Source organism: Paenibacillus oleatilyticus (assembly GCF_018998565.1).
In the GTDB taxonomy this organism is placed as follows: Bacteria; Bacillota; Bacilli; order Paenibacillales; family NBRC-103111; genus Paenibacillus_G; species Paenibacillus_G oleatilyticus.
Window position 1 is genome coordinate 226864 of record NZ_JAHNZO010000005.1, and the last position, 26145, is coordinate 253008.

24 protein-coding genes are annotated in these 26145 nt (G+C 55.3%); 6 read left to right on the top strand and 18 right to left on the bottom strand.

From position 1 onward, the window contains the following. Window positions 1–3: 3 nt before the first annotated feature. From KQX66_RS08815 to KQX66_RS08835, 5 genes are all read right to left on the bottom strand, one after another. A complete protein-coding gene (locus KQX66_RS08815; protein WP_216792089.1) occupies window positions 4–264 on the bottom strand; it encodes a YqkE family protein in 261 nt (86 codons plus the stop codon). A 17-nt stretch (window positions 265–281) separates the two neighbouring features. Next, window positions 282–818: a histidine phosphatase family protein gene (locus KQX66_RS08820; protein WP_253957020.1), complete on the bottom strand. Its 537-nt coding sequence runs from the start codon at window positions 816–818 to the stop codon at window positions 282–284. A 116-nt stretch (window positions 819–934) separates the two neighbouring features. Then, a complete protein-coding gene (locus tag KQX66_RS08825; protein WP_216792091.1) occupies window positions 935–1363 on the bottom strand; it encodes a DUF1284 domain-containing protein in 429 nt (142 codons plus the stop codon). Window positions 1364–1507: 144 nt separating this feature from the next. Further along, window positions 1508–2428 carry an RNA polymerase sigma-70 factor gene (locus tag KQX66_RS08830; RefSeq protein ID WP_216792092.1) on the bottom strand — a complete coding sequence of 307 codons (921 nt, stop codon included), beginning with the start codon at window positions 2426–2428 and terminating at the stop codon, window positions 1508–1510. 15 nt (window positions 2429–2443) lie between these two features. Then, the gene (locus tag KQX66_RS08835; RefSeq protein WP_216792093.1) at window positions 2444–3757 is read right to left on the bottom strand and encodes a protoporphyrinogen/coproporphyrinogen oxidase; all 1314 of its coding nucleotides are present in this window, start codon (window positions 3755–3757) and stop codon (window positions 2444–2446) included. 196 nt (window positions 3758–3953) lie between these two features. On the opposite strand from KQX66_RS08835, the gene KQX66_RS08840 reads away from it, so the two are divergent. The 3 genes from KQX66_RS08840 to KQX66_RS08850 all read left to right on the top strand — a co-directional run bounded on the left by KQX66_RS08840 (window position 3954) and on the right by KQX66_RS08850 (window position 6879). Next, window positions 3954–4523, top strand: coding sequence for an RNA polymerase sigma factor (locus tag KQX66_RS08840; RefSeq protein ID WP_216792094.1), 570 nt, complete (start codon window positions 3954–3956; stop codon window positions 4521–4523). Then, window positions 4504–6237 (top strand): DUF4179 domain-containing protein, encoded by a 1734-nt coding sequence (locus KQX66_RS08845; protein ID WP_216792095.1) that lies wholly within the window; start codon window positions 4504–4506, stop codon window positions 6235–6237. Before KQX66_RS08840 ends, KQX66_RS08845 begins: the two co-directional genes overlap by 20 nt. 180 nt (window positions 6238–6417) lie before the next feature. Further along, window positions 6418–6879, top strand: a complete 462-nt coding sequence (locus KQX66_RS08850) for a hypothetical protein (protein ID WP_216792096.1) — start codon at window positions 6418–6420, stop codon at window positions 6877–6879. A gap of 273 nt (window positions 6880–7152) precedes the next feature. Here KQX66_RS08850 and KQX66_RS08855 read toward each other — a convergent pair whose 3' ends face one another. Together KQX66_RS08855 and KQX66_RS08860 are read right to left on the bottom strand one after the other, a co-directional pair. Beyond that, window positions 7153–7938, bottom strand: coding sequence for a DUF4367 domain-containing protein (locus KQX66_RS08855; protein WP_216792097.1), 786 nt, complete (start codon window positions 7936–7938; stop codon window positions 7153–7155). After that, window positions 7925–8503 carry an RNA polymerase sigma factor gene (locus KQX66_RS08860; RefSeq protein WP_216792098.1) on the bottom strand — a complete coding sequence of 193 codons (579 nt, stop codon included), beginning with the start codon at window positions 8501–8503 and terminating at the stop codon, window positions 7925–7927. The genes KQX66_RS08855 and KQX66_RS08860 overlap by 14 nt, the downstream gene beginning before the upstream one ends. A 181-nt stretch (window positions 8504–8684) precedes the next feature. Between KQX66_RS08860 and KQX66_RS08865 the strand changes: the two genes are divergently transcribed. After that, window positions 8685–9095, top strand: a complete 411-nt coding sequence (locus KQX66_RS08865) for an AbrB/MazE/SpoVT family DNA-binding domain-containing protein (protein ID WP_216792099.1) — start codon at window positions 8685–8687, stop codon at window positions 9093–9095. Between the two features lie 39 nt (window positions 9096–9134). Here KQX66_RS08865 and KQX66_RS08870 read toward each other — a convergent pair whose 3' ends face one another. The 9 genes from KQX66_RS08870 to KQX66_RS08910 form a co-directional block, all read right to left on the bottom strand. Then, window positions 9135–10982: a sensor histidine kinase gene (locus KQX66_RS08870; protein WP_216792100.1), complete on the bottom strand. Its 1848-nt coding sequence runs from the start codon at window positions 10980–10982 to the stop codon at window positions 9135–9137. Next, a complete protein-coding gene (locus KQX66_RS08875; protein ID WP_216792101.1) occupies window positions 10972–11766 on the bottom strand; it encodes a response regulator transcription factor in 795 nt (264 codons plus the stop codon). Before KQX66_RS08875 ends, KQX66_RS08870 begins: the two co-directional genes overlap by 11 nt. 82 nt (window positions 11767–11848) lie before the next feature. After that, window positions 11849–13516 carry an extracellular solute-binding protein gene (locus tag KQX66_RS08880; RefSeq protein WP_216792102.1) on the bottom strand — a complete coding sequence of 556 codons (1668 nt, stop codon included), beginning with the start codon at window positions 13514–13516 and terminating at the stop codon, window positions 11849–11851. Between the two features lie 68 nt (window positions 13517–13584). Then, window positions 13585–14472, bottom strand: a complete 888-nt coding sequence (locus tag KQX66_RS08885) for a carbohydrate ABC transporter permease (RefSeq protein WP_373953055.1) — start codon at window positions 14470–14472, stop codon at window positions 13585–13587. A 13-nt stretch (window positions 14473–14485) separates the two neighbouring features. Continuing rightward, window positions 14486–15349: an ABC transporter permease gene (locus tag KQX66_RS08890; RefSeq protein ID WP_253957039.1), complete on the bottom strand. Its 864-nt coding sequence runs from the start codon at window positions 15347–15349 to the stop codon at window positions 14486–14488. Window positions 15350–15688: 339 nt separating this feature from the next. After that, window positions 15689–16519 carry a carbohydrate ABC transporter permease gene (locus KQX66_RS08895; protein WP_216792105.1) on the bottom strand — a complete coding sequence of 277 codons (831 nt, stop codon included), beginning with the start codon at window positions 16517–16519 and terminating at the stop codon, window positions 15689–15691. Between the two features lie 13 nt (window positions 16520–16532). Further along, on the bottom strand, window positions 16533–17432 hold the full coding sequence (locus tag KQX66_RS08900; RefSeq protein ID WP_216792106.1) for a carbohydrate ABC transporter permease: 900 nt from the start codon (window positions 17430–17432) through the stop codon (window positions 16533–16535). 115 nt (window positions 17433–17547) lie between these two features. Continuing rightward, window positions 17548–18831 (bottom strand): ABC transporter substrate-binding protein, encoded by a 1284-nt coding sequence (locus KQX66_RS08905; RefSeq protein WP_216792107.1) that lies wholly within the window; start codon window positions 18829–18831, stop codon window positions 17548–17550. Then, window positions 18828–20957, bottom strand: a complete 2130-nt coding sequence (locus KQX66_RS08910) for an amylo-alpha-1,6-glucosidase (RefSeq protein WP_216792108.1) — start codon at window positions 20955–20957, stop codon at window positions 18828–18830. Before KQX66_RS08910 ends, KQX66_RS08905 begins: the two co-directional genes overlap by 4 nt. A gap of 231 nt (window positions 20958–21188) precedes the next feature. Here KQX66_RS08910 and KQX66_RS08915 point away from each other — a divergent pair, with 231 nt between their 5' ends. Next, the gene (locus KQX66_RS08915; RefSeq protein ID WP_216792109.1) at window positions 21189–22199 is read left to right on the top strand and encodes a LacI family DNA-binding transcriptional regulator; all 1011 of its coding nucleotides are present in this window, start codon (window positions 21189–21191) and stop codon (window positions 22197–22199) included. Window positions 22200–22754: 555 nt separating this feature from the next. On the opposite strand, the gene KQX66_RS08920 is transcribed toward KQX66_RS08915, so the two are convergent. Beyond that, complete coding sequence (locus KQX66_RS08920) at window positions 22755–24410, bottom strand: hypothetical protein (RefSeq protein WP_216792110.1); 1656 nt, start codon at window positions 24408–24410, stop codon at window positions 22755–22757. 3 nt (window positions 24411–24413) lie between these two features. After that, window positions 24414–25202 carry an ABC transporter ATP-binding protein gene (locus KQX66_RS08925; RefSeq protein ID WP_063177542.1) on the bottom strand — a complete coding sequence of 263 codons (789 nt, stop codon included), beginning with the start codon at window positions 25200–25202 and terminating at the stop codon, window positions 24414–24416. Window positions 25203–25450: 248 nt separating this feature from the next. Here KQX66_RS08925 and KQX66_RS08930 point away from each other — a divergent pair, with 248 nt between their 5' ends. Next, window positions 25451–26131 carry a class I SAM-dependent methyltransferase gene (locus KQX66_RS08930; protein ID WP_216792111.1) on the top strand — a complete coding sequence of 227 codons (681 nt, stop codon included), beginning with the start codon at window positions 25451–25453 and terminating at the stop codon, window positions 26129–26131. The last annotated feature ends 14 nt before the right edge of the window (window positions 26132–26145 follow it).

Below are 26145 nucleotides of genomic sequence, written 5' to 3' on the forward strand. Positions count from 1 at the left end.
CGCTTACTTATACTTCTTCCAGTCCATGCCGCTGTTGTTCAGCAAATATTCGAAGTTGTTGTCCAGCCGCTTCTGCTCGGCCTTGCGGGCCGCTTCCGCCTGCTTTCTGGCTTCTTCGCGCTGAATCTCGGCTTCGGCCTTCATTTGATCCGCTTGCGCTTTCAGCTTGCTCACGACGTCCGGATTCAATAAATCCTTCAGCGTGGCCGGTTTGTCTTGGGAAGCGGCGCTTGGAGGAGCCGCCGGCTTGTTTTTCTTCGCCATGGCACTCACCTTTCGCGTTAATTTTCAAACAAATACAGCTTGCCGTTCTCCGGCGTACCGAATTTCGGTCCCCGGAAGCCGCGCGCAAGCAGTGCTTTTCTCATCGTCATCATCAAGGCGGCATGGCTGACGATGAGCACGTTCCCGTCGCCCTGCCGGAAAATCTCGTCCAGAACGGCGTCGGCCCGTTTTCGGATATCGGCCATGCTTTCGGGCATCGACCGGGGAGCCGTAAACCACGAGGTTTTGATCAGAATCGCCCATACCATGAGCGGCAGCCGTACCTTCGTCCGGAACGAGGGAGGCGGAACCTCGCGCAGCGTTTTCCATTGCGTAATCTCGCCTTCATAAATGTGCTCGGCCGTACGGACCGCTCTAGACATATCGCTGGCATAACAGCGGTTCCATTCGATGCCGCCCAGGTTGGTCCGGCCGAGCTCGATGTCGGATTCATCATACTCGGCGAACCATTGATCGAGTTCTCTGGCCGAGATCAGAAATTGCGACGGATAATCCTTTTTAACTTTATAATGCCGAACCAAACCGACTTTCATTTCTGCTACCATCCTTGCGTGTAGAAGTACGTCTCTTTATCATACCTCGGGATTGACTGGATGTTAAAGGGTCAGTTTGCCTATATCGATTTTTTCGGCTGCTGCGGCCGTATCGGTCACCGGCTGGCGACCGGGGGCAGCGGCTTTCCGCTGCGGATCAGGCGGACTCCGTCCTTACAGACGCCGTAACGCTCCCAGGGACAGGTCGAGCACAGCAGGCCGATGTCGTTCGGACGCATGGTCGTGGAGACGGCGGCACAGATGTCCGCCCACGTCATCGCGGCGCCGGTACGCAGCCCAAGCTTATCCAGCACGCGGGCGTCCCGGTCGTATACGCTGTGGCCATCGCAATGCGGGGGCTGGTCCTTCGGAAACGCGCTGCAAATGTCATCGGGTCCTTCGACAAGCTCGATACGGGTGTCCGGATGCTTCCGGAGCGTTTCGTATACGACCGTCATATTGTCGCAAAACGATTCGGAGTACCCCATTCCACGGTACCCGAGCAGGCAAAGCAAATGATGGCCGCGGAGCCGGATGTTGTTCATAGGGCTTCTCTCCATTCCTGCATAGCCATGCGGAATATTGTTAACTGATTATATCATATTCAGGTTAACGAATCATCTATGCCATCCGACGGCAAAAAACCGGCGGAAGAGTCGATCCTCCTGCCGGTTCCTCTGACGGACGGGCTATAGAACATGCTTTAATTTGTCCGGATTAAGGACGATATAAATGCCATGGACCCGGTCCTCCCGGATATGGAACGAAATGACATTCACCGGCTGCTTGCCGGAATAACAAATAATGCCCGGCTGGCCGTTAACGCCCGCCAAGCGATAGGAGAACGCCTCGGGCAGCTTGGCCATGAGCCCTTCGAAGAAACGCGAGATGCGTTCCGCGCTTTGCACGGGACGTATAGCCGCGGTAACTTTGCCGCCTCCGTCGGAGTACAGCACCGCATCCGCAGACAAAATATCCATCAATTTCCCGACATTGCCCGTGGTCAACGCTTGGACGAACCGTTCGATCAGGTCGCCTGCTTGTTCCTGCGAAGGATACGAACCGCGGCGGGGCGGCGCCGCATTGGACGGCTGTCTGTCTCCGGGATCGGGCAAGCCGCTGACGGCCCGCTTCGCGCGGTGGAAGATTTGCCGGCAGTTCGTGCTGCTTTTGCCGACAATATCGGCGATTTCGTCATATTCGTACTGCAGCACCTCGCGCAGCAGAAACACCGCCCGCTCCGTCCACGAGAGCTGCTGCAGCAAGAGCAGATAAGCGGTGGAGAGCGATTCCTTTTGCAAGTAGAAATGGGACGGCTCGCCGTCCTGTCCCCTGTCCGCGATTAGCGGCTCCGGCAGCCAAGGACCGACGTAAACCTCACGCTGCCTGCTGGCCGAGCGAAGCCGGTCGATGCAGCGGTGCGTGACCAGCTTGCACAGGTAGGACTTTATATTTTGCACGTGATCCAGCTTCGTTTCGTTCACATACAGGAATGCCTCCTGCACGATGTCCTCCGCATCCATCACGCTTCCTAGCATGCGGTAGGCAAGGGAAAATAACAGGGGCTTATAGGAAACGTACAGCTCCCCGGCCGATTCGGCTGGCTTCATGTCTAAGCGCTCCCTTCAAATGTCGTGTGGCGGTTGTTCTTCGCGCGGCCGGTTCAGCTCAGCAAGCACTCGCTGTGCGGCCCTTCTGGCGCTTGCCGCCGCAGCATCCGCCAGCATCTCCCCGTGACTTGCCCAGTCCCCGGCTACGTAAAGCCCTGGAATGTCCGGTACGGCCGGACCCGGGAAACGATTCGTGCGCCCCAGGTGCATATAGTCGTGGACGACCGGCATATTGGGCAAATACTGCCGCACTGCGACCTCCTGCTCCCAACCCGGATGGAGAAGGCTCATCGTTTGCTCCAGCAGGCGTTCGTCTGCCTTGGGATCGCTCTCGCCGGGGCCGTTATATTTGACCAAATGTACGACTATTGTATCATGCTTGCTTAGCTTCGCGCCTGCCGAATGATTGCTGAAGAACACGGGCTGATCCAGCCCGATAGCGATATCTCGGCCGAGGACGGGAAGCCGCTTCAGCCCGAGGTCCAGACAAGCGGCCATCGAAGGCCGGGCTTCCTTCTTCCATTGATACAGCGAGGTATGCTCCGCGTTCTGCATCAACCGGCAGGTGTCCGCCGGCGGCAGCGTACTGATCACTTGCGCAAGCTCGAACGCTTCGCCGTCCGCACAGATAACCCGGCTTACGGCTCCGCCCGTCTGCTCGATGGCGCGTACTGCTTTGCCGCACATCGCGCGAACGCCGGCGGCCGCGCCTATCTTTTCCAAGCGGTCGACGATCGTCTGCCATCCCCCGTTCAAGTACAGCACGCCGTCTTTCAGCGAGCGCCGCACCTGCCTGAGCACCGGTCCGGCCCATTGCCGGTCGGGGTCTAAGGTGTAGGTGGCCGTCCGGCATAGGGCGTAAAAAATATGCCGAACCATCGGATCGCGGACTTCCTTCTCGGCCCAATCCCGGAGGCTGACAGCTTCCGGCGTGTCCGGTTCGGTCCGGCTCAGCTTCAGCAGAAGCCGTACCAGTTCGCCTTTGCCGGACCATGAGAGCAGGCGGGAGGCGAGCAGCTTGACCGGGCTCGCGGGCATGGGGAAGACCCGATTGCTCCAAATGGCGGATATCTGGGAAGAGGGAGGGCCTCCCTCAAGCGGTACGCCCCATTCCCGAAGCAAGGCATACAGCTCCCCGCTGCGGTACAGCGCGTGGCTTCCGAGATTCAACAGCACGCCGTTCTTGTCGACCGTTCTCGCCCGTCCGCCCATCCGGTCCGATTTTTCCAGAAGGACGACCGATTTGCCCGCCCGCGCTAGCTCGATGGCGGCGATCCATCCCGCTAGTCCCCCGCCGATCACGGCAGCGTCGAATGCTTTTCGATCCATGGTATTTCCTCCTTTGAGTTCGTTGCTACTAGTTATGGCGAACAAGGCGAGCGGTTTGTGACAAGAACCGGATGCCGGCGAAAAAATTATTTTTCCAGTTAGAGAAAGATTTCCAATTCCGCGGCGTCATACATAGTGTAACTGCCGCAAAAGGCAGATGCTGCGCAGCGAACCTTTTGGGACAGGGAGGGCCAGGATGGACAATGACATCGAAATCGTTGAGCGGATTCTGAATGGAGACAAACAGGCGTTCGCTCAAATTATCGATAAATACAAGGGAAGGGTATTTGCCCTGCTCCGGCGCATGCTGGGTCATTCGCCGGATACGCAGGACATTGCCCAAGAGGTGTTCATTAAGGCGTATAATCATTTGAACGAGTATACGCCGGGGCACAGTTTTTCCGCGTGGCTGTACCGGATCGCAGCCAACCGCTGTATTGACGAGCTCCGCAAGCGCAAGCGCAGACCCGACATCACCGGCTTCGACGCCGAGTTCATGCAGGGAGAAACTCCGGAAACCGCCTATCTGGAAAAGGAACGGAGACAGGCGTTGGAGCAGCGGATTATGGAGCTCGATCAGAGCCAGCGCACGGTGTTTGTGATGAGATATATGCAACATTTAAGCTATCAGGAAATCGCGGAACGGCTTTCGGTTCCCATAAGCACGGTGCAGATGCGTCTGTACCGCGTCAGGCAGAAGCTGCGGGAGAGCATGTCCAATTCCGGAGTAGAGGGGGAGTTCATCTATGAAGTGCGTCAGAGCTAATCGGCTGGCCGCGGAACTGAACCAAGACCTTTCTCCGTTTGAAGCCAGGCAGTGGGAACGTCATTTGGAGAGCTGCGCCGATTGCCGGAACGAAATGGAACGGCTGCTGGTTTCGCTGGACGACTTTGATCCGGCGCTCGAAGAAGTGCAGCCTGACGATGGATTTACCCAGGCCATATTGGACCGCTTGGACCCTTACGTGCCGGGCGAGTTGCCGCAAGCGGCCGAAGCGCCGGACTCCGCACCCAAACGTATTGATTGGAAAAAGAGGAGTGTGGACATTTTGAAAAAAGTAACCATTGTTGTGGCCGGATTGGCCGTAGCCATATCGCTAGGCACCTTCGTATCGCCGACGTTCGCGGATTATGTGAAAAGCATTTTCAGCAGCAGCAAAGACGTGGATCAAGGGATCAAGGAGGCTGTCAAGCAAGGCTTCGCAAAGCAATTGGATCTCAACGTCACGGATCAGGGCGTCACGCTTAGGATCAAAGAGGTATTGGCAGATACGCTGCGTATTGCGGTCATGTGCGAAGCGATAGACCAGAACGGCAACAAAATTGATTTCGATTTGTTAAAGCCGGGAGAACGGAAAAACAGATTGCAAGAATTCGTCCTTAAGGACAAGAATGGAAAGCCTCTCTTCAAGCCCGAGGAAGGGGGATGGACGATGCGGAAAGAAGGCGAGTATATCATGATTCGCCAGGAATTGACCGAGCTGACCGCCACCGGAAGAGAGCTGCCCGACGAACTGACCGCCGAGGTGCATTGGGCGAAGCTCGACGGCAAAGAAGGAAGCTGGAAGCTGACGGTTCCGATCGATATGGCCGAAGCGAAGCGGGCGACGAAATCGGTAGCGGTCAACCAGCAGTATACGTCGCCGCAAGGGCTGAAGATCGACTTCAAGAAGGTCGATTTCGCGCCTAGCGCCACGCTGCTGTCGCTGGAGACCCAGCTCACTCCCGAGGTACGCGAGCGGCAGAAGCAGATCATGAAGCAGAACGGTCTGTCAGAAGAGATGATCCCGGGCCCAGAAGGGTTCCAGGCTTTCCAGCTCGGCCGTGCCACTCAGGAATACAAAGTGGCTTACGAGCTTGTCGACGAACAAGGGAAGGTCGTAGCGGCGCAAGACGACGGCTTGATGCTTGATAAAGACTTGAGCATCGAGAAAAACACGATTGTGAACGGGGTTTCAGGCATGGGAAAGGACGGGGTCATGCAATTGTGGCATACGTTTGTGCCGATGAGTAGTGACCGGAAGCTCACGTTCAGGCTGCACTCCATTTACACCAATGAGCTGTCCGATTTCAGTGCGAAGCTAACGCCCGCCCAGTTAAGGCAAAAGCCGATTAAGGCAGAGGACCAAGGAAACCGGCTCACCTTCAGCAACTTTGTCATGAAGACGGACCCTGCGGAAGCAAAAGTCGGGAATCAGAACGTTAGCGGTACAGGGGGCATAATCGAGGTTCAAGCGGAGCTGGCCAAGGACGTCGTCGGGCTGAGTCTATGGCAGGTGAAGGACGAGACCGGCAAGGAGTACGAGGCACGGCTGGAAAGAACGTCAACCCGCAACGCAGACGGCACGGTCAGCCAGCAGGGCGTGCTGGTGATCCCGCAGTTGGAGAAGGAGCCGAAGGAGTTGACGGTCACGTATAAGGCCGTGCAAAAGCAGCACCGCGATGTGAAGTGGGAAGCGCCGATCGTCGCAAAACCTTAACTTGGTAAATTGCCAAGACAAAGCTATACACAAGCTCGCCCCCGGTTCGGCCGGGAGCGGGCTTTTTGACGTTTGTCATGCGTTCGGGCTGCTTGGGAGGGGGCGATGAAAATAAAACGTTAGATTTTTAACAGATAAGGCGTTAAGGATAATGAGTCGAATATGAAGGGGGAATCCGTGTTGAGACGATTCGCTGCAAAAACTGTAATCATGGCCGTGCTTGCGATTGCTCTGGCAATTCCTGGACAAGCTATGGCAGCTCGAACGCCGCCACCGCCGGAAGTTGTCACTTCATTTACCCCGTTTGATCCCAATTATAATTACCTCGAAAACGGTTCTGCCTACATAAGTTACAACGGGAATGGGAAGGCAAGTCTATGGGGGGAAAGCATTGCCACCCGTAGAGTGGATACGGTGGGGATCCAGTTGGTTTTACAGCGTTGGACGGGAAGTGAATGGATTGACGTATACACAGGGGAGAGAGCGGAGATGGGCAAGGCATCGCGCATGAATACCACCATCGACAATTTGTCCGTTTCGAGCGGCTATTACTATCGGGCGAAATCGTTCCATTGGATTACTTACGGTAGTACGAAGGAAGATGGTATTCGTTATTCCTCAACCCTGCTCATTCCGGAGTAAAAAACAAGCGAACAGGGGGAAGCTCCCACTTCAGCGTGTTGAGAAAGAGGTTTTTGATTGAAATAGAGAATACATACGGAGGTGGGGAATCTACTGTAGGAGCGATAGCGTTCGCCTTTGTCTGCGGGAAATATCCGCTGCTAAGCGGCTTCAATTAAAATTTCCTGCGGACAAGAGCGACCGGAAGTAGATACCCCACCCCCTCGTACACCTCTATTACCTTCATTCACCACTTTCAGAACAAGCTCACGGGATGCTCCCCTTGTTTGCTACTCACTGTAATGATGCTCCAACCTTCAAAATGTCCTCTTTGGCGATCGGTCCGGAAATATAGATTTTCATGCGGTCTTTCGTCAGCCATTCCAAGCTCGTTATGCTGCCATTACGATCCACGAATAAGACCGCCGGATGCTCACCCACAAAAACGTCGATAAATTCGCCTGAATCGCTATGAATATCGGTTTTGATTGCCCCCGTTTTTCCTTCGATTTTTCGTTGGCTAATCTTTAACAGCTCTCCATGTTCATCGAGGTATTCCAAGTAGGCATCATGGTACGTTCCGTCCGATTCCTTTGTTACGAATACGGCATCTAACCTGAATTGTTCAGGTACATAGGATGGAGTCAACAGAGGGAAGGCCAATTTACTTTTCGCTTCTTCCAAACTCGTTTTCTCGGGAGCGAAGCTGCTGCCAGGGCGATTCGAAGCGGGCAGCTTTTCTTCCGGAGGCGCAGTGGTTTTGGCGTGTGTAGATTCCCGAGCCGGCGGCGCCTCATAAAAAATCTCAATGATATTGCCCTGAACCTTTTTAAGCAGCGAGGCAATATTCGCGTAGGATGTAGGAAAATTGTCATTCATCAAAAAGTTGACGACCAGGGAGCAGGCCATAATCGCAGCCGTTAGCTTGATGCGTCGGACGAATAAATTACGGCGACCGATCTTTTTAAGCCTGTGCTGTACTTGCTGCCAGGAAGCCGCACCATTGGGGATTTCGATACGGGCATGGTGACGTTTCAACAATTCCTTCAGCTCGTGATCATCATGGTCAAAATGATTCATCTTGATCAACCCATTTTCTTGAGAAATAATAAAACAATTTCTTGCGCGCCCTTGTCAGGATTTGAGCGAGAGCTTGTTCCGATATCTGTAATTCTTGGGCGATCTCACGGTATGATTTCTCTTCGATATAGAACAAAAGCAGCACATGCCTGTATTTGAAATTCAATTGATTAAGGGCTTCGTGAAGCATTTCGTCACGGATTTTTTCTTCCACCTGAGCAGCCACTGTGCGTACTTCGGTTGGAGAAAAGTATTCACTGTCTTTAACGAGCTGCAGGTCGGATACATGCCGATATTTTTTATTTTTTTTAAAACAATCGTACGCGGTATTCCGGGCCACTTTTTTGAGCCAGGCCTTCATGTTTACCGTGTTTTCCAGCTTTGGCGCTTTTTCTATCACTTTTAAGAATGATTCTTGTACAACATCTTCGGCTAAGGCATGATCCCTGAACAAAAAGTATATGTCGTGATAGATCAGTTCCCGAAAAGAATGATAGATCAATTCTTGAGATGAGTTGTCCAGGTGATGGAAATGATTACGTAAGAAGGTGAGCCATTGCTCCATGTATATTCCTCCAACACCATTCTCTTGTATACACTTGTTTGAACGAGTATTTTATGTAATAAGTTTCTTGTTTTTGCAATTTTTTTCGTCAAATTTGTCCGGGATAGATCGTTATATGTAATGGAAAGCATGCGAGGATTCGCACGACGAACCTTATTCTAGGTTACGGGAGTTCGGGAAAATGAAAAAAACAGGCATTGTCCGACATTTGGATCATCTGGGACGCATTAATCTGCCGATTGAACTGCAACGAACGTTGAATATAGAATTTGGTGATGCCATTGAATTTTTTATTGACGACGAAAAAAATCAGGTGCTGATCCGGAAATACCGCACGGAGGAATGTGTCTTTTGTTCCTCCACCGAACAGCCTGTCTTTTTTCGCGGGCGTTTTATCTGTAGCGCCTGTTTAGAGGAGCTGGACGGGGAGAACGAATCGGTAACCGGAGCGAAACGAAAACGGAATAAGGATACGATGCTCCGCCTGGCCGAAGTAAAGGAACAGTACCCATCTGCTTCGCAAACGGAATGGGGGAACCTGATTGGCATATCGCAGGGCAGGGTCAGCCAGTTGCTCAAGCAATTGAAATAAGCTTCCCCATACGGGAAGCTCGTTTCAACACCCTTACGCCTACTCCGAACGTCGTCCGGCATCCAGCTCCGCCCGGCTGGATACGTAGGGCGCCGTCCGCGGCACGCACGGCAGCCGGATCGTCACCGACGTCCCCATGCCCAGCTTGCTGTAGATGCTTACGCCATATGGCTTGCCGTAATGCAGCTCGATCCGTTGGTGAACGTTGCGGATGCCGTACCCGGCTTCCTCGCCGTCGTCGAACTGCGAGATGCGCCGCAACGTGTCCGGCGTCATCCCGACACCGTCATCGATGATCCGGAACTCGATATCGTCGCCGATCCGGCGGCCGGCAACCCGGATATGCACCCGGTCGCCCGTCCAGGCATGCTTCAGCACATTTTCCAGAAACGGCTGCAGCACCAGCTTGACCATCTCGTAGCGCAGCAGCTCCGGATCGATCTCGAACAGAACGTCCAGACGGTCGGTATACTTCACCTTTTGAATATCGAGATACGCTTTGGCTTGCTCCAGCTCGTTCGCCACCGGAATAATGGTGCGCCCTTCGTTCAATGAAAGCCGGTAAAACAGCGCCAGATTGCTGACCATCCGGTGCAGCTGCTCCACTTGCCCGAACTTGGCCAGCAAGCTGATCGAGGACAGCGTATTGTATAGAAAATGAGGATTGATCTGGGCTTGCAGCGATTCCAGCTCGGCTTCTTTCTTCTTGATGCCGGCAACGTACACCTGTTGAATCAGCCCGTCGATATGCTCCGCCATCGCGTTGATGGATTGCGAGATCGTCGAGAACTCGTCTTTTCCCTTAAAGCGTATCCGCTTATGAAAGCTGCCGTGACGGAACGAATCAAGCACCCTCACAATGCGCGACACGCGCTTGGAGAAGTAGCGGGACAGGAAGCCGCCTACACCGAGAAAGAGCAGGAAGCTGGCCGAGCCGATGACGGCGGTCAGCACCTTCACTTTCTTCGCATCCTTCTCGACCCATTCCTTCGGGATGCTGGCTACCAACTTCCAGTCCAAGTCCTGGAACGGCTCGGTAATCGTCAAGTAATTGCTTTCCCCGACCTGGGCGATCCGGCCGGTCGTCCAGGCGCCCCGCTCGAATAAAATCTGTCCTTTCCCATCCTCGATCCGAACCGACGTGCCTTCCCCGAAGTCCGGAGAGACGGTCTCGAACATCTCCGTAAGCTTGACGGTTAGCCGCATGAAGCCGAAATCCAACTGGCGGCCGAAAGAAGCCGTATCCACAAGCCGCCGCAGGAGCGAAATATTGCCGAACTCGGCGTCCCGGTCGATCTGCTGCCACTGCATAGTCACTCCGTAACGCTCGGGAGGAAAATCCTTATACCACGAATTGTCGGCGATCCGCTTCAGGTACAGCAAGTTGTAGCTTTTGCCGGCATAGGTCAGCGGGTCCGAGTCGTTATAAAACGAGTAGATTTCAGGCAGCGTTTCGTTGCGCAAATAAACGACGAGCCAGATGCGGTGGTTCGTCGCCTTGATGACGCTATCGAACTTGGGCTCCAAATATTGCGTGACCGATTCGTAGCCGTAGTAGCCTTCATTCAATCTTCTCAGTCGGGAAGCGACCGTCTCGTCGTAGTAGATCATATCCGACAGGCGAACCGTATCCTTCATCCGGTATTCGATATTGTCCTTCATTTGGCGCAGCGCCGCCTGAACGTTCTCGCTCGTCTGCTTGCGGACCGAATCCACGAAGATCCAATTGGCCAAATAACCGAACAAGATCACGTGAACCAAGGTAAGCAGCATATAGGACAGCATCAGCTTGTACCCGAAGGGCATATACCGCGGTTCCGCTTCGGAAGCGGCTGCGTTGTTTCGCCGCGATTGGCGGAGGGTCGAGCGGATTCGACTATTGGCCATTGCGGAATTCCAGCGGAGTCATCCGGTACGTTTCTTTGAATTGCTTGCTGAAATAAGGCATATAGCGGTAGCCGACCCGATAAGCCACCTCGTAAATGCGCAGCTTCGGATCGCGCAGCAGCTCCCCGGCTTTTTCCATGCGCAGCGCGACCAGGTATTCGTGGAACGTCTGGCCCGTCGCTTCCTTGAACATTTGCCCGAGATAATTCGGCGAAAACGAGAATTGATCGGCCACTTCCTTCAGCGTAAGCGGCCGATCCAGTCCGCTGCGCATCATGCCGATAATTTCTTGAATCAGCTTCCCGTTCTTGCCCATCCCGTCCGCGGCCATAGCCGGGGATGGGGCGGGCTTGGCGCCGCCCGAAAGCATCTGCCGGACCTCATGCTCCGCTTCTTCGCGCTTGCGGGCGTCGTCCAGATCGCGCCGAATGCGCTCAAGCGATTGAATGAGCTCGTCCTCGTTCATCGGCTTCAGCACGTAGCTGTAAGCTTGCAAGGTCAGGGCTTCCTTCACATATTGAAAATCTCTGTAACCGCTGACAAAAACGATCCGCACGTCGTGGCATCGTTCCTTCACGCGTTTCGCCAGCTCAAGTCCGGACATGTTGGGCATATTGACGTCGGTGACCAGCACATCGATCTTCTGGGTCTCGATCAGCTCGCAAGCGGAGAACCCGTTCGTTACGGCACCCACAATCTCCATCCCGAGCGATTCCCAGGGAATAAACGTCTTCATTCCTTCCAGATCCAGCGTCTCATCGTCTGCGATCAGCACTTTGTACATGTCGGTCCTCCTCTGCCTCGGATCTTCGAACGAAATGGAAAAGCAGGTGCGCCGATAGCGCACCCTGCCTTGTCCGCATGAACTATTTCTTCTTCATTTTCTCTTCGTTTTCCTTCCAGCGTTTTGTCAAATAGTCGTTAAGCTTCTCGATGCCGAGCGTTTGCGCGTCTTTCTCGCCCTTGTCGATAATCTCGATCACTTCTTGCTCGCTTTTGGCGAGAATCGCTTGGGCGCGGACTTTCTTGTACAGTTCGATCCAGCGCTCACGAATGATCCCTTCCGGGCTATCCTGCGGCGGCTCGATCCCGCGCATCGCCGTCAAGTCCATATGCGTTTTCCAGGTAATGGCGTCCTGGTATTTCGTTTCCCAGGAACGCTTCTCTTCCGGCAAGGAGAGCTCGGCCTTCACTTTGATTTTGTCGTTGTACGTCGAGTTGCCGACGAATTGCAGGTCGTTCGTCGCGTTCATGTTCTTCGTGCGCTCTGCAGGCTCGCTGAAAAATTTGTCCGTCAAGTTCGGCAAGCCTTCGCTGTCCAGACCTTTCCAATACATGCCTTCCGGACCCCATACGATTTGACGCATGCCGTCCGGGCTGGTCATCCAGTCCAGCACCGCAAAAATTTTCTCGGGGTCCTTGGCCGTCGCCGTGATCGCGGCGGCGTTCCAGCCCAAGCGGTCGTAGTGGGCCACCATGATTTTGTTTTTGTCCAGCCCCGGCTTGTGGATCGGCCAGATCATGAAGTAGCCGGCATTCGGATCGGACTTGGAAAGCTCGGCGTCCGCTTTGGAAGCATAGTCGGTAGCGGTAATATCCGCGTACACGGCGACTCGGCCGGTGTTGAGCTTTTCGCGCACCTGATCGACCGTTTGCGTCAGCGCGTCCTGCGTCATCAGCTTCTCGCGGTGCAGCTTGTTGACGAAGACCATCGCTTCCTTGTACACCGGATCGGCGAAGAGCGACGTGAACTTGCCGTCCTTCGGCACGGCGCGCAGCGTTCCCGCGTAGCTCGCCGGATTGTTCTCGGCGAAGGCGGAGAACAGCAGGTCGACGCCCTTGCCTTCTTTGGCCTGGCCCGGCTCGAACGGGATAATGTTCGGATACTTCTCTTTGACGAGCTTCAGATAGTTGTACAGGTCGTCGGTCGTTTCCAGCTTCGGTTTGCCGAGCTCTTCGTAAATTTTCTTGTTTACAACGTAGCCGGCATTGCCTGTCGGCTTGTTCGTGTACCAGTTCGGGAACATGTACAGCTTGCCGTCTTTGGAGCGCAGCATGTTCAGGATTTCGTCGCCCGCCCATTTTTTCAGGTTCGGGTATTTGTCCAGATACGGGTCAAGCGGCACGAGGACGCCGTTCTCGCGCAGCCGCTCGAACTTGTCGCGGTCGCCCCAGATGACGTCGGGCAAGTCCTTGCTCACGATCATCGTGCTAAGCTTGGCTTCCGCGTTGCCGCCGGCGTTAATGGCGGTAATGTTGATTTTGTACTGCTCTTGTACGTGCTTGGAGAAGACGTCTTTGCCCCAAGGAGGCATCGTGTACCAGCCGTAGTTGCCGAAGAGCGTGAAGCTGACCGGCTCGCTGCCGATTTTCCACGGTTCCGATGACGAGGCGGCCGGCGTCTGTGTCCCGTTTGGCGCCGCCGCTTTGTTGTCGGCGGGAGCGCTGCCTCCGCCGGAGCATCCGGAGATCATCGTCCCCAGCGCCATGACGGCTGCCAGCGGACCCATTCCTTTTTTGACCCAATTGTTCATTGTCTGTATAGCCCCTTTCCCATTGTCATTTCAAGCTATGCTTAAAGCGGTGCGCTTTGAAGCCCGGACTATTCTTTCAGGGAACCGACCAGCACGCCCTTGACGAAATAGCGCTGCAAGAACGGATAGACGAGAATGATCGGAACCGTCGTGACCATCATGGTCGCCATCGTCAGCGACTTGGTCGTGTAGGATTGCCGCTTGGCGAGGAAGCTTTGGGCCGCCGAGTCCTGGGTCAGCTCGGAAGCGATATTGGAATCGAGCGTCTGCTTTAGCAGCGCCTGTACCGGCAGTAAGTCCTGATTGTTGATATAGATGGAAGCGACGAACCAGTCGTTCCAGTGGGCGATGGCCGTGAACAGCGAGAGCGTGGCGACGACCGGGCCGGACAACGGCAGCACGACGCGCAGGAACGTGCCCCAGTAGCCGCAGCCGTCAATCCGCGCCGCATCTTCGAGGCCGGCCGGAATTTGGCGGAAAAACGTCCGGAAGATGATCATGCTCCAGACGCTGATGATCGACGGAATGACGAATACCCAGAACGAATCGAACAGCCCGAGACCGCGAATCAGCAGGTAGGTCGGGATCAAACCGCCGCCGAAATAAAGCGTGATAATGCAGAAGGTCATGTAATAGCCCCGGCCGATCAGCTCCTTGCGGGACATGCCGTACGCAAAGATGGACGTCGCCGCGATCGTCAGAAAGGTACCGACGAGCGTACGGGCGATGGAAACGCCGAAGCCTTTCAATATTTTAACGTCCTTTAGCACAACTTGGTAATTTTCCAGCGTGAAAACTCTGGGCCAGAACGTGATGCCGCCGAGACTGGTATCCGAACCGAGGTTGAACGAGATGACCGCGGAGTTCCAGAACGGATAAAACGTTACGAAGGCCAGAAAGAGCAGCGCAATATGAATAACGATGCTAAAGACGCGGTCTTCCAATGCCAGCTTCATCAATACATCCTCCTTACCACAAGCTGTTGCCGGTTCGTCTCGCGAGATAGTTCGCAAGAGTCAGCAGGCCGACGCTGACGATGGCCTTAAACAAGCCGACGGCCGTCGCGAACGAATAGCGGTTTAACGTAATCCCCATCCGGTACACGTACGTGTCCAGAACCTCCGATACGTCGCGCAGCGCCGGGTTGACGCCCAGCAGCAGCAAGTCCTCGAAGCCCGCGTTCAGCAAGTTGCCGATAGCCAGAATGGAGAAGATCATCACGACCGGCAAAATGCATGGAAACGTTATCAAATAAGTCATGCGAAAACGGCTCGCCCCGTCGATGGCGGCGGATTCGTACAGATGAGGGTCGATGGAAGCGATTGCAGCCAAGTATACGATGGAGGCAAAGCCAATCTCTTTCCATACGTTCGTCGTGACGAGAATGGTCCAGAAATATTCCGTAACCGACAAGTAAGGAATCGGTTCGTCGATGACCCCGATTTTTTGGAGAAAAATGTTTACGCTTCCATTATCGGTCGAAAGCAGAGAGATCACAAAGTTAGCGACGATGACCCAAGACAGGAAATACGGCAAGTAGCTGACCGTTTGCACGACGCGCTTGAAGAACATATTTTTCACTTCGTTCAGCAGAATCGCGAGAATGATCGGTGCCGGAAAGCCGATGGCCAGCTTCAGGAAGCTGATGACGATGGTGTTTCGCATCACGACCCCAAGCTCGGGCGCTTGGAAGAAATCGACGAAATGCTTGAAGCCTGCCCACGGGCTGGCTGCGAATCCTTTAAACACCGAGTAATCCTGAAATGCGATGATCACGCCGTACATCGGGAAATAGCTGAAAATCAAAATCAAGACGAGCGCGGGCAGCACCATAAGCTGCAAATCCCATTGCTTGAGCCAGGCCGCGACCTTCGTCTTCCCCGGCTTTGCCGCCGGACGATCCTCAGGGACCGCTGCCGCGGTTTGTTTCAAAAGGACCACCCTTTCCTGTGTATTGTCGATCTGTCTTTATCTTAAAAGGGATACGATGCGCGCGGCTACTTGCCTAATCAATGAAATGTTATATAAATCAATGATCAGGAAGTATTTTCTTCCGTTATGAGAAGATTGGAGGGAATAGGTTAGCGGGAACAAAAAAACAGCGCTCTCCCCGGGAAAATGAATCGTCCCGCTGGAGAGCGCTCAATTGTCGGCTTATGTTTTTGTGCGATCTTACTTGCCGCCCGTAAACGTAATGCCTTTGATGAAGAAACGGTTGAAAAAGGCGTAGATGAGCAGCGCCGGCAGCGTGAACACCATCGACGCGGCCATGATATAGTTCCAGTAGCTGATGTATTGGCCTTTGAAGGTGTTGAGGCCGAGCGTCAGCGTGAACATCGACTTGTCGGAGACGAACATGAGCGGCTTCAGGAATTCGTTCCAGGCGCCCATGAACACGAAGATCATCTGCGCGGCGAGCGCCGGAACGGCCAGCGGCAGCGCGATGCGGAAGAAGATGCCGAAGCGGGTCAGCCCGTCGAGCTGCGACGCTTCCTCCAGCTCCTTCGGGAAGTTGATGAAGAACTGGCGCATCATGAACGTGAACGTCGCGTTCGCCATCATCGGCACCGTCAGCGCGGCGTACGAATTCAGCCATCCGAGCTCTTTCATGATCAAGTACGCGGGCACGATCGTGAGCTGGCCCGGAATCATCTGCACGCCCAGGATGATGAGGAACATCACTTTGTTGCCGATGAAGTCAATGCGCGCAAGCGCATACCCGGCCATCGAGTTGAACAAAATGTTGCAGACCGTTGCCACGACCGCGATCAGGGCGCTGTTGGACATCCAGCGGAGGAACAGCGGCTCGCGGACGAAAATATCGTAGTAATTTTGCAGCGTAAAATGCTTGGGAATAAAGTTGATGCCTCCGGCGACAATCTCTTCCAGCGTCTTGAACGAGGAGGAGAGCGCCCACAGGAACGGTACCATCGTCACCGCAGCATACAGGAACAGCATCGCGTAGATGACGTACTTGACCCATGGTTTCGGCTGTTTAACCATCGTCTCGGCCTCCTCAGTTCAGCTTCTCTTCGGCGAACAGCTTCCGCTGCAGCAGCGTCGCGATCATGATGACCAGAGCCAGCACGACGGCGAGGGCGGAGGCGTAACCGAAGTCCAAATTTTTGAATGCGTACTGGTAAATCAGCAGCGCCACGGTCAGGGTGGAGTTGTTCGGCCCCCCGGACCCCGCCGAGAAAATGTACGACTGGTCGAACAGCTGGAACGTTCCGATAATGCCCATGACGACGGTGAAGAAGGTCGCCGGCTTCAGCATCGGCAGCGTGATGGCGGTGAATCGTTTCCACGCGCCCGCGCCGTCCAGCATCGCCGACTCGTAGAGCGCATCCGGGATGTCCTGCAGCGCCGCGAGAAAGACGACCATGAAGAACGGCGCCGTCGACCAGATGTTCATCAGCATGATCCCCTTGAGCGCCACTGCGGGATCGCCGAGCCAGTTGTAGCCGGGCAGTCCGATCGCTTGCAGCGCCTGGTTGAGCAGCCCGTTGGAGTTATAGATCCACATGAAAATGAGCGTCAGTACGGCGGATGAGGTCACGGTCGGCATAAAGAAGACGATGCGGAAAAAATTCCGGAATTTCAGCTTCGCGTTCAAAATGGATGCGAGCCCGAGTGCCAGCGCCGTTTGCAGCGGCACGACGAAGAGGGCGAAGGAGGCGGTGTTTTTCAGCGCGATCCATGCCCGTTCGTCCTGCGCCATCCGTTCGAAGTTGCTGAAGCCGACAAACTTGTAGCTGACGTCGCCCAGCAGATTCACTTTATGAAACGACAGGAACAGCGAATAAAAGACGGGTAAAAACAAAAACGTGCCGATAACCAGCAGGGTAGGGAGCAAAAACAAATAGCCGGTTATCGTGCTTCTCAGCTTCCGCTTCCAAACCGAACGGCTTGCCATAGGGAAACCTCCCTTTCAAAAAGAGGCAGGGGAGCTGTGTCAGACTGAACAGGATGACGTCCCCCGCTTTTTAAGTGGATGAAGGGAGGGGCGGCCCCCTCCCGGTTCAGTTTCGTTACTTGCCGGCGGCAATCTCTTTGTTGGCGGTTTCCTGCGCTTTTTTCATCGCGTCTTCCAACGAGGATTTGCCCAGGAACGCGTCGAGGAACTGGTTGTTGAAATTGTTCATGACCGTCGGCAGCGTCGGTCCTGCCTGCCATGGCGTCGCATAAGCCGAGCCTGCAACCAGGGCGCCGCGCAGCGGGTCCTTGTCGTAGCCGAGCTCCTTCGCGACGGATTTGCGCGTCGGCAGGGCGAACCCTTTGCTGGTCCACGTTTTCATGCCTTCCTTGCCGGTCAGGTACGAAATCAGCTCCCAGGAAGCTTCTTTTTTCTTGGACGCCTTGTTCATGACGTAGGCGACCGTGAAGGCCATCGTGCCTTTCTTGCCGTTCACTGTCGGCAGCTCGGCCGTAGCGTATTGAAGATCTTTATAGTTGTTGTTCAGGAACGGAATCGCCCAGTTGCCTTCGAAGACGATGGACGCTTTGCCTTGGCCGAACATCTCGCCGCCCCAGCCTGCGCCGACTTCCTTCGGCTCGCCGGACGATTTGTCCTTGTTGTGCAGGTCGACGACGAGTTGCAGCCCTTTGAGCGCTTCCGGGGAAGCGAAGGCGGCGTTGCCTTTGTCGTCGGACACTTTGCCGCCGAACGCCTGCGCCATGTACATTTGCCGCGCCAGCTCGGGAGCGACGCCGAAGCCGAAGCGGACGGTTTTGCCGCCTTCGGTTTTGGTCAGCTTTTTCGCGGCGTCCTGCAGCTCTTCCCACGTGGTCGGCGGCTTGGTAATGCCCGCCTCTTCGAAATGCTTTTTGTTATAGAACATAGCCAGCGTGGAGGAGTCTTTCGGGAAGCCGTACGTTTTGCCGCCGACCTTGAACGCGTTCAGCAGCGGCTCTTCGAAGTCGGCCACGTCGAATTCAGGCTTCACGTAGCTGTCGAGCGGCTCGATGACGCCTTTCTCGATCATTGCCGGAGCTTCGAACGCATCCAGATAAAACACGTCGGGGCCTTCGCCGCCGATAAGCCGCGTCTTGATGACGTCCATGTACTGGTCGGCGATCACTTCGTATTTGACTTTAACGTTCGGATGCTTGCTTTCGAACTCTTGAATCGTCTGCTTAAGCAAATCCTGCTCCTCCGGCGACGATCCCCAGCCGGCGAGCGTTACGGTGACAGGCTCGCCGCTTTTCGGCGCATCGCCGGCCGGAGCCGGCTTGGCTTCTTCTTTGGCGCAGCCCGCCAGCACCATGCTGGAAGCCAGACCTACGGAGAGAATGACGGATAGCGACTTTTTCATTTCACAACATCCCCCTCAAATGGTTGAATAAGAACTTGATACCCCGTATGATTTTCCAATATGTCCACTTGATACGGCGCGTTGATGTCTCCGGTTCTGCTGACCCTTAAATGCAGCGTTCCTTGACCGATGCGCAGGTTCGTCACTTCCAGCTCGTTCATGCCGGGGAGCAGCAGCGGTCGCAGCTCGACCGTTGCGGTCAGCGCATTCGGACGGATGCCCAGCATCGTCTGCAGGAACGTCAGCGGCGTGCCGGCAGCCCATGCCTGCGGCGAGCAGGCGACCGGATAAGGCACGGGATGCCCAAGCTCATCCGTGTAGCCGCAGAACAGCTCCGGCAGTCTGGCATATTCGAAGCCTTCCGCCGCTTTCATCAGCCCCTGCATCACCTTCACCGCTTCGGTCTCGAAGCCGCCGAGGCTCAGTCCGAGCAGGCAGAGGGAGTTGTCGTGCGGCCACACGCTGCCGTTATGGTAGCTCATCGGGTTGTACCCGGAGGAGCCGGTGCTCATCGTGCGGATGCCGTAGCCGCCGAACATATCTTCCGCGACGAGCCGTGACGCGACGGCGCGGGCCCGCTCCGGCGACGCGATGCCGGACATCAGAATATGACCGGTGTTCGAGGTCACAGACTGCACCTGCCGTTTGTCCCGATCCAGCGCAATGGCGTAATACTGCTCGTCTTCCATCCAGTACGACTGCTCGAACCGTTCCCGGAGCACGGCCGCTTCCTGTTCCAGACGGTCGGCGTCGCCGCTGCGGCCGAGCGTGCGGAAGATCGGAGCGAGGCGCGTTTTCGCCTGGTACACGTATCCCTGCACTTCGACGAGCGCGATCGGCGCCTGGCCGTAATCCCCGCTGCGGTGAACGACGGAGTCGGCCGAATCCTTCCAGCCTTGGTTGGCAATGCCTTTGGAAGACTCCTGGAAGTATTCCACGAAGCCGTCGCCATCCCGGTCGCCGTAACGCTCGATCCAGGCGAGCGCTGCTTCGAGGTTCGGCATCAGCTGCTCGATCAGCGCCAGATCGTTCGTCCAGTGGTAATATTCCGCGGCCAGCATCAGGAAGAGCGGCGTCGCGTCAATCGTTCCGTAATACGGGGCGAATGGCACCATCCCGGCGCCAGCCAGCTCGCCGTATCGGATTTCGTGCATGATTTTGCCCGGCGTCTCGTCCTGCCAAGGATCTTCCTTCTGACCTTGGTAGGCGGCCATCGTGAGCAGGGTGCCTTTGGCTGCCTGCGGGTTCAGCGAAAGCATCTGCAGCGCGGCGATCAGGCTGTCGCGGCCGAACGGGACCGAATACCACGGAAGCCCGGCCACCGGGAACGATCCGTAGCCGACATCGGTCAGCAGCACGCGCAGGTCTTGCACCCCACGGTGGAACAGCTTGTCGAACGCGGCATTGTCGCTGCGGACGGCTGTCGATCCTGCGTTCCAGTCGCCATAGCTCGCTTCGAGCTTCGCCATCGCCACCTGCGGGTCGTAAAACCGGGGGCCTTCTCCGTTCACGAACGGCGCGACGAAGAACGTAATTTCCCGGCTCTCGCGGTGATCGAGACGAACCCGGAAGCCGACGGTATTCGTCGTCTCGTCGACTGAGCTTTCCTGCGGCTGCCAAGCGATGCGGGTTTCCCGGGCGACATGGTCCGCGCCGGCGTAGCCGATGGTCAGCCCGCCGTTCTGCCTCTGCGTTCCCGTCTTGTGGCCCGTCTCGCCGTGCTGGAAGCCGCGTACCGTGAACATATCCGCAAAATCGGCGTCGGCCAGCACCGAGAAGTCGAACTCGATCGGCTTCGGATAATAGCTGGTGAGGCGGAAGGTTTCATAAAGGCCGCCTTCGTAAATAAACCGCGTGCGCTCGATCTCGACGGATTCCCGCCACAGAATCAGCTCGCCGTCCTGCTCCATATGCGGATTCGTCAGCCGGATGACGGATATGTAGTTTGCATCCGCCGCAGAGGACAGCAGCACCGGCTTTTGGCCGTTGATGGCAATTTCCAGCCGGCTCAGAAAGCGGGTATCCTTGGTGTACAGCCCGAAGCCGGACGGATGACCTTGCGGAATATCGCCGTCCTTGTCGGAGTAGAGGAAGAGATCGTTTTCTTTGATGATTCGATAATCCAATGCGGTCACCTCACAGTATGAGAGTCATCCGAAACGTTTCGGAAAACCGATAAAAAAATATTTCTTCTTTGCAAAAGAAAGGAAAATTCTCTTTCCAAAACGTTTTGGATACGATATACTTGATTATATTGCAAGCTGAAAGCATTTACAACTGCTTTTTTTAGCAAACATTTTTTTACGGCTGCCAACAACATAAAAAATATAGATTCAAAACGTATCGGAGGAGAGAACATGGTTACGATTAAAGATATCGCCAAGGCGGCCGGCGTGTCCGTCACAACCGTATCGCGGGCGCTGAACGGGTATGACGACGTCAATGCGGTTACGCGCCAGAAGATCAAGGATATTGCGCAAGGGCTCGGGTACAGCCCGAATATGGCCGCCCGCTCGCTGATCTCGAAGAAAACGAAAACGCTCGGTCTGCTGCTGTCCAACGTGACGCGGGCCAGCTCGAAGGACAATATCGCCTTTGAAATTTTATGCGGCATGAACGACCGGGCGGGAGAGCTCGATTACGATCTCGTGCTGTTCAGCACGACGCCGCAAAAGCAAAAAATCAAATCGTACAAAACGCTGTGTCAGGAGCGCGGTGTGGACGGCGTCATTATTATGGGCATCCGCCTGGACGACGAGTACTTGAAGGAAGTCGTTTCGTCTCAAATTCCTTGCGTGCTCATCGACATTCCGCTGGAGGGGCCGAACGTCGGGTATGTGACCTCCGATAACGTCGGCGGTGCGAACCGTGCCGTCAGCTATTTGCTGGAAGCGGGCCACCGCAAAATCGGCGTCATCAACGGACATTCCCAGGCGGACGTCAGCGTGCAGCGGCTGACAGGGTACAAGCAGGCGCTGGAACGCTTCGGCATCCCGTTCGACGAGTCGCTCGTCATGGACGGCTCCTTTTCCGAAGCGGGGGCCAAAGAAGCGGTGTACAGGCTGCTGGCGCAGCAGCCGGACATCACGGCGCTGTTCTGCATCAGCGATCTGATGGCGCTCGGAGCTTTGCAGGCCGTCCGCGGGTTGGGGCTTCAAGTGCCGGGGCAAATTTCCGTCGTCGGCTTCGACAATATCGACGTGACGGCGTACTGCTCGCCGGCGCTCACGACCGTAAACCAGAACAAATATGAGATGGGATACCAAGCCGCCCAGATGCTGATCGATCTGCTTGAAGGCCGGAAGGTGAGCCACCGGCTCATGCTGGACACCGAGCTGATCGTGCGGGAGAGCGTGAGTCCGCGGTAAGGCAGGCGATTCTTCGCGCAATCAGATTGGGGGAGGCTCGACGGTTTAACCTTTTGGACAGGATCATGCGAGGGAAGATCGATGGCCCAATCTTCGCAGAATCGCGCGAACGAATCTCGATGGCCCAATCTTGGCGGGGGAGCCCATCCAAATTCCGACCAGGCCCCGCAGCAAATGCGCAATCGGCGAAGGTCCGCATCATTGGGTAGCCTCTGTTCGAGCATAGAGGAACTACGATGCGTAAAGAGGCGCTTTTGGCCCCGTCATCGAAGCGTAGCGGAACAAAAAGTGACCTAATCGTGTCGAAAAATGTTCGTGCTGCCTCGGGGGACGTGATTAGCACACCTCACATCCTCTATGGTCCGAGCAAACGGCTGATTGGCTGCGATAGCGCATCGCAGTTCCTCTAATTTTTCGGCGCTCCAGATAAATGCATGGCCCCCCAATGTTTGCGCAGCAGCACTAGCAACAGCAGAAGCAAAAGAACCTCCGAATCCACCGATATCGTGGAAACGGAGGTTCTTTTCATGCCTGAAGCCGGCTAGTGCTCATCCCTTATCCCTTGTCCCGTAGGTCATCCCACGAAATGGAAAATCCTTTTCGCCAGACCACGGTATTCAGCACGACCAGCAGCGCCATATACGCGTAGAGCCCGCCGGTTACGAACGTGCTGGCCAGATGCACGCCGGCGAAGAGAGCGAGGAGCAGCAGAAGCGGCAAGAAAATGAGGCCGTCATTCTGCTTTACCGCCTCGAAGGACTCCGAGAACGGCAGCGCCTTGCGGAAAGCTCGGAAGCAAATGACCGTGTACAGCAGCACGCTCAGAGCGACGACGATTAAATCCGGAACGATGCGCGCCCCGAACAGCGCAGTAAAAATAACACTCTCGATCAGGTACACGGGCATAAACAGCCTGACGAGGAACGCTTTGATCGTCCCCCGGAAAATAGGCGCCGGACTTGAGAGCGGCATCGTTTTGTACAGCCAGGCGCCCTTGTGCTTGCCGGAATAACGCAGCATCATGACGACGGTCGGAATGAGCAGCGCGCAGAAATAAATGTTCAGATACCACTTGCTCGCTGCGATCTCGCTGAAGGGCTGGGCCCGCAGCACGTTGAAAAAGAAAATAAACGGAAACACGATCGAGAAGCCCAACGAAGGATAGACCTTGAGCTTGAATTCCCTTTCGTTGCCCATCATCAGCGAGCCGAACCGGAAAAACGTACGCTCCTCCCGGCCGGAGCAAACGAATCTGGAAACCGCATCCAGCCATGAGCTGTGCTCCCTGCCTCTTTTCGCGCTGTTGTTCGCCAGCTTCTGCAAGCTGCGCTCAAAGAAGGGCACCAGTCCCGTGTAGATCAAAATCGAAACGATCGGCGTAACGAACGCCAGCAGCGTAAAGACGATGAAATGCGGGGCCGCCTGACCGTGCAGCAGCCATTCGAACGTTGCCCCGTACCACAGGGGAGGAATCAACGCCTGCCACCATTTTGGCTCGAATACGACCTGAAGCTGCATGAGGTCGAACGACCTGCCGATGAATTGATAGCCGACCGTTATCGCGATGGACAGGATGATTTGCACGTTATTGATCATGTCCTTCAGCTTTTCCCCGTCGAAAAACTTCAGAATCAGCATATACAAAAAGGCCGTCAAAACGACAATCAGCACGTCCGTCAATATGATTTCGATCACAAACAAGAGAAAAAACAACACGCCATGCTTGACCATGGCCGCAATCATCGGCGCAGCGCAGAGCGCTACGGTCAAAAAGAACAAATAAAGCAAAATATGCAGCGTCTTCGCCATGCCGATCGTCCGCCGGTTGACCGGCTTCGAGGCGATAATGTTCCGGTCCCGGATATCGAGCAGAACGGTAGAAAAGTCCGAAATCAAGGAAGTCATGACCAGGAACATCAGCAGGCCGAACACAAAGCTCATCTGGAACATATAGTTGTCGCCCATTACGACGAAGGGGACCATAATCAGACCCATCAAAGCATACAAGCCGAGAGACTTCACAAAGTTGTTCTGATCGTTCGTCTCGTGCCGGTTCTTTTTGGCGGACTGATTGAAAATGGTAGGCATCCGTCGTCCGTCCATCGTCAGCTTGATCTGCAAAATTTTGCGCATCAACGGGTAATCGACGCCCAGCCTCTCGAACAGAGGCCTGAACCGGTCCAGCACCTTAAGCGATACGAATTCCCTCATCGCCTACACCTCTTGCACGACGGAGACGAAACGTTCCGCAATTTCTTTATGCTCATGGAAGCCCGTCAGCCGGTTGAAAATCTCTTCGAGCGATCCTTCCCGGCTCTGCGCCTTCAGCTCGTCGAAGCTTCCGTCCGCCACGATTTCGCCGCCGTCCAGCAGCACGATGCGGTTGCTGATCTTTTCGACCACGTCCATAATGTGCGAGGAATAGAAGATCGTCTTGCCCTTCGCGGCCAGCTGCGCCAAAATTTCTTTCACCACCATGACGCTGTTGGCATCCAGACCGCTCAAGGGCTCGTCCAAAAACAAAATGTCCGGGTTGTGCAGCAGGCTGGAGATGAGCAGCACCTTTTGGCGCATGCCTTTGGAATACGAAACGATCCGCGCATTATACGCGTCCTCCAGCCCGAACAGGTCGATCAGCCGTTTGGCTTTCCATTCCGCCTGCTCGTCCTCCAGTCCGTACAGATTGCCGATAAAGGTCAAATATTCTTTCGCCGTCAGGGCATCGTACACCTCGGCCGTTTCGGGCACATATCCGATCCGCTGCTTATAGTCCACGCTGCCGTCCGAGATGTCCTTGCCGAAAATACGGATTTCTCCGGTGTAGCCCTCCACGAGGCCGAGCATCGTTTTGATCGTCGTGCTTTTTCCCGCGCCGTTCGGCCCGATATATCCGATGATTTGTCCCGGATATACGTCAAGATCGATTCCTCTGAGCACGTAGCGGTCCCCATACATCATTCGCAAGCCGCGAATGGACAGGATCGCTTCTCTTGCGGTTTCCATCGGCACACCTCTCATCCCTGGAACTCATTCCTCCATAAAAAAAGCATGGCCGCTTCCAGGCTTCGGCCGGTTCGGTCATGCACTCCCATTGTATGATACGGTCCGTTTCAAGTCAATGAAAGGGAAATCATTTTAAAATGTGCCTTTCCCCGTATTTACCTGCCCATCCCGGACGGGGAAGTTGGACATAGAATAAGGCATACCCGCAGGTTTGCATCGGGATTTGACTCAAGGCGGTGGTTTATTCGATGGATTGGGAATATCATCCTGTACGGTTTGCTGCGGATTACGCCCCCGAGCTGCCGTTAACCTATATGACGAACGGCGCATGGTCCGGCCACCGCCGTTTCGCTTACGATCTTGTGCGCTTTGCCAAGCCGCGTCTTATTGCGGAATTGGGCACGCTTTACGGCACTTCGTTTTTCGGCTTTTGCCAGGCGGTCAAGGACGGCAATTTGCCCTCCCGCTGCTTCGCGGTCGACACGTGGCAAGGCGATCCGCACACCGGCTATTATGGCGGCGACGCTATGTACGAGGCCGTCCAATCCGTGACGCTCCGGGAGTTTCCGGGCATCGGTTATCTGGTTCGCAGCCCTTTCGATCAGGCCCTGGCCGGTTTTCCCGACGGTTCGGTCGATCTGCTGCACATTGACGGCTACCATACGTATGATGCGGTGCTGCACGATTATACGACATGGTACCCGAAGCTGGCGGAGAACGGCATCGTCTTGTTTCACGATATCGTGGTCCGGCTGGGCGATTTCGGCGTGTATCGCTTGTGGGAGAAGCTCAGCGGCGAACATCCGCATCTTCAGTTCCCTCATTCCAACGGCCTCGGTGTCCTGTTCCCGAAGGGGTGCCCTCCGGCATTCCGTGCGGTGCTGGACCGTCAGGATGAGCTTATCGCGCATTATACCGGCGGAGTCTAACGAGTCGGCATCGG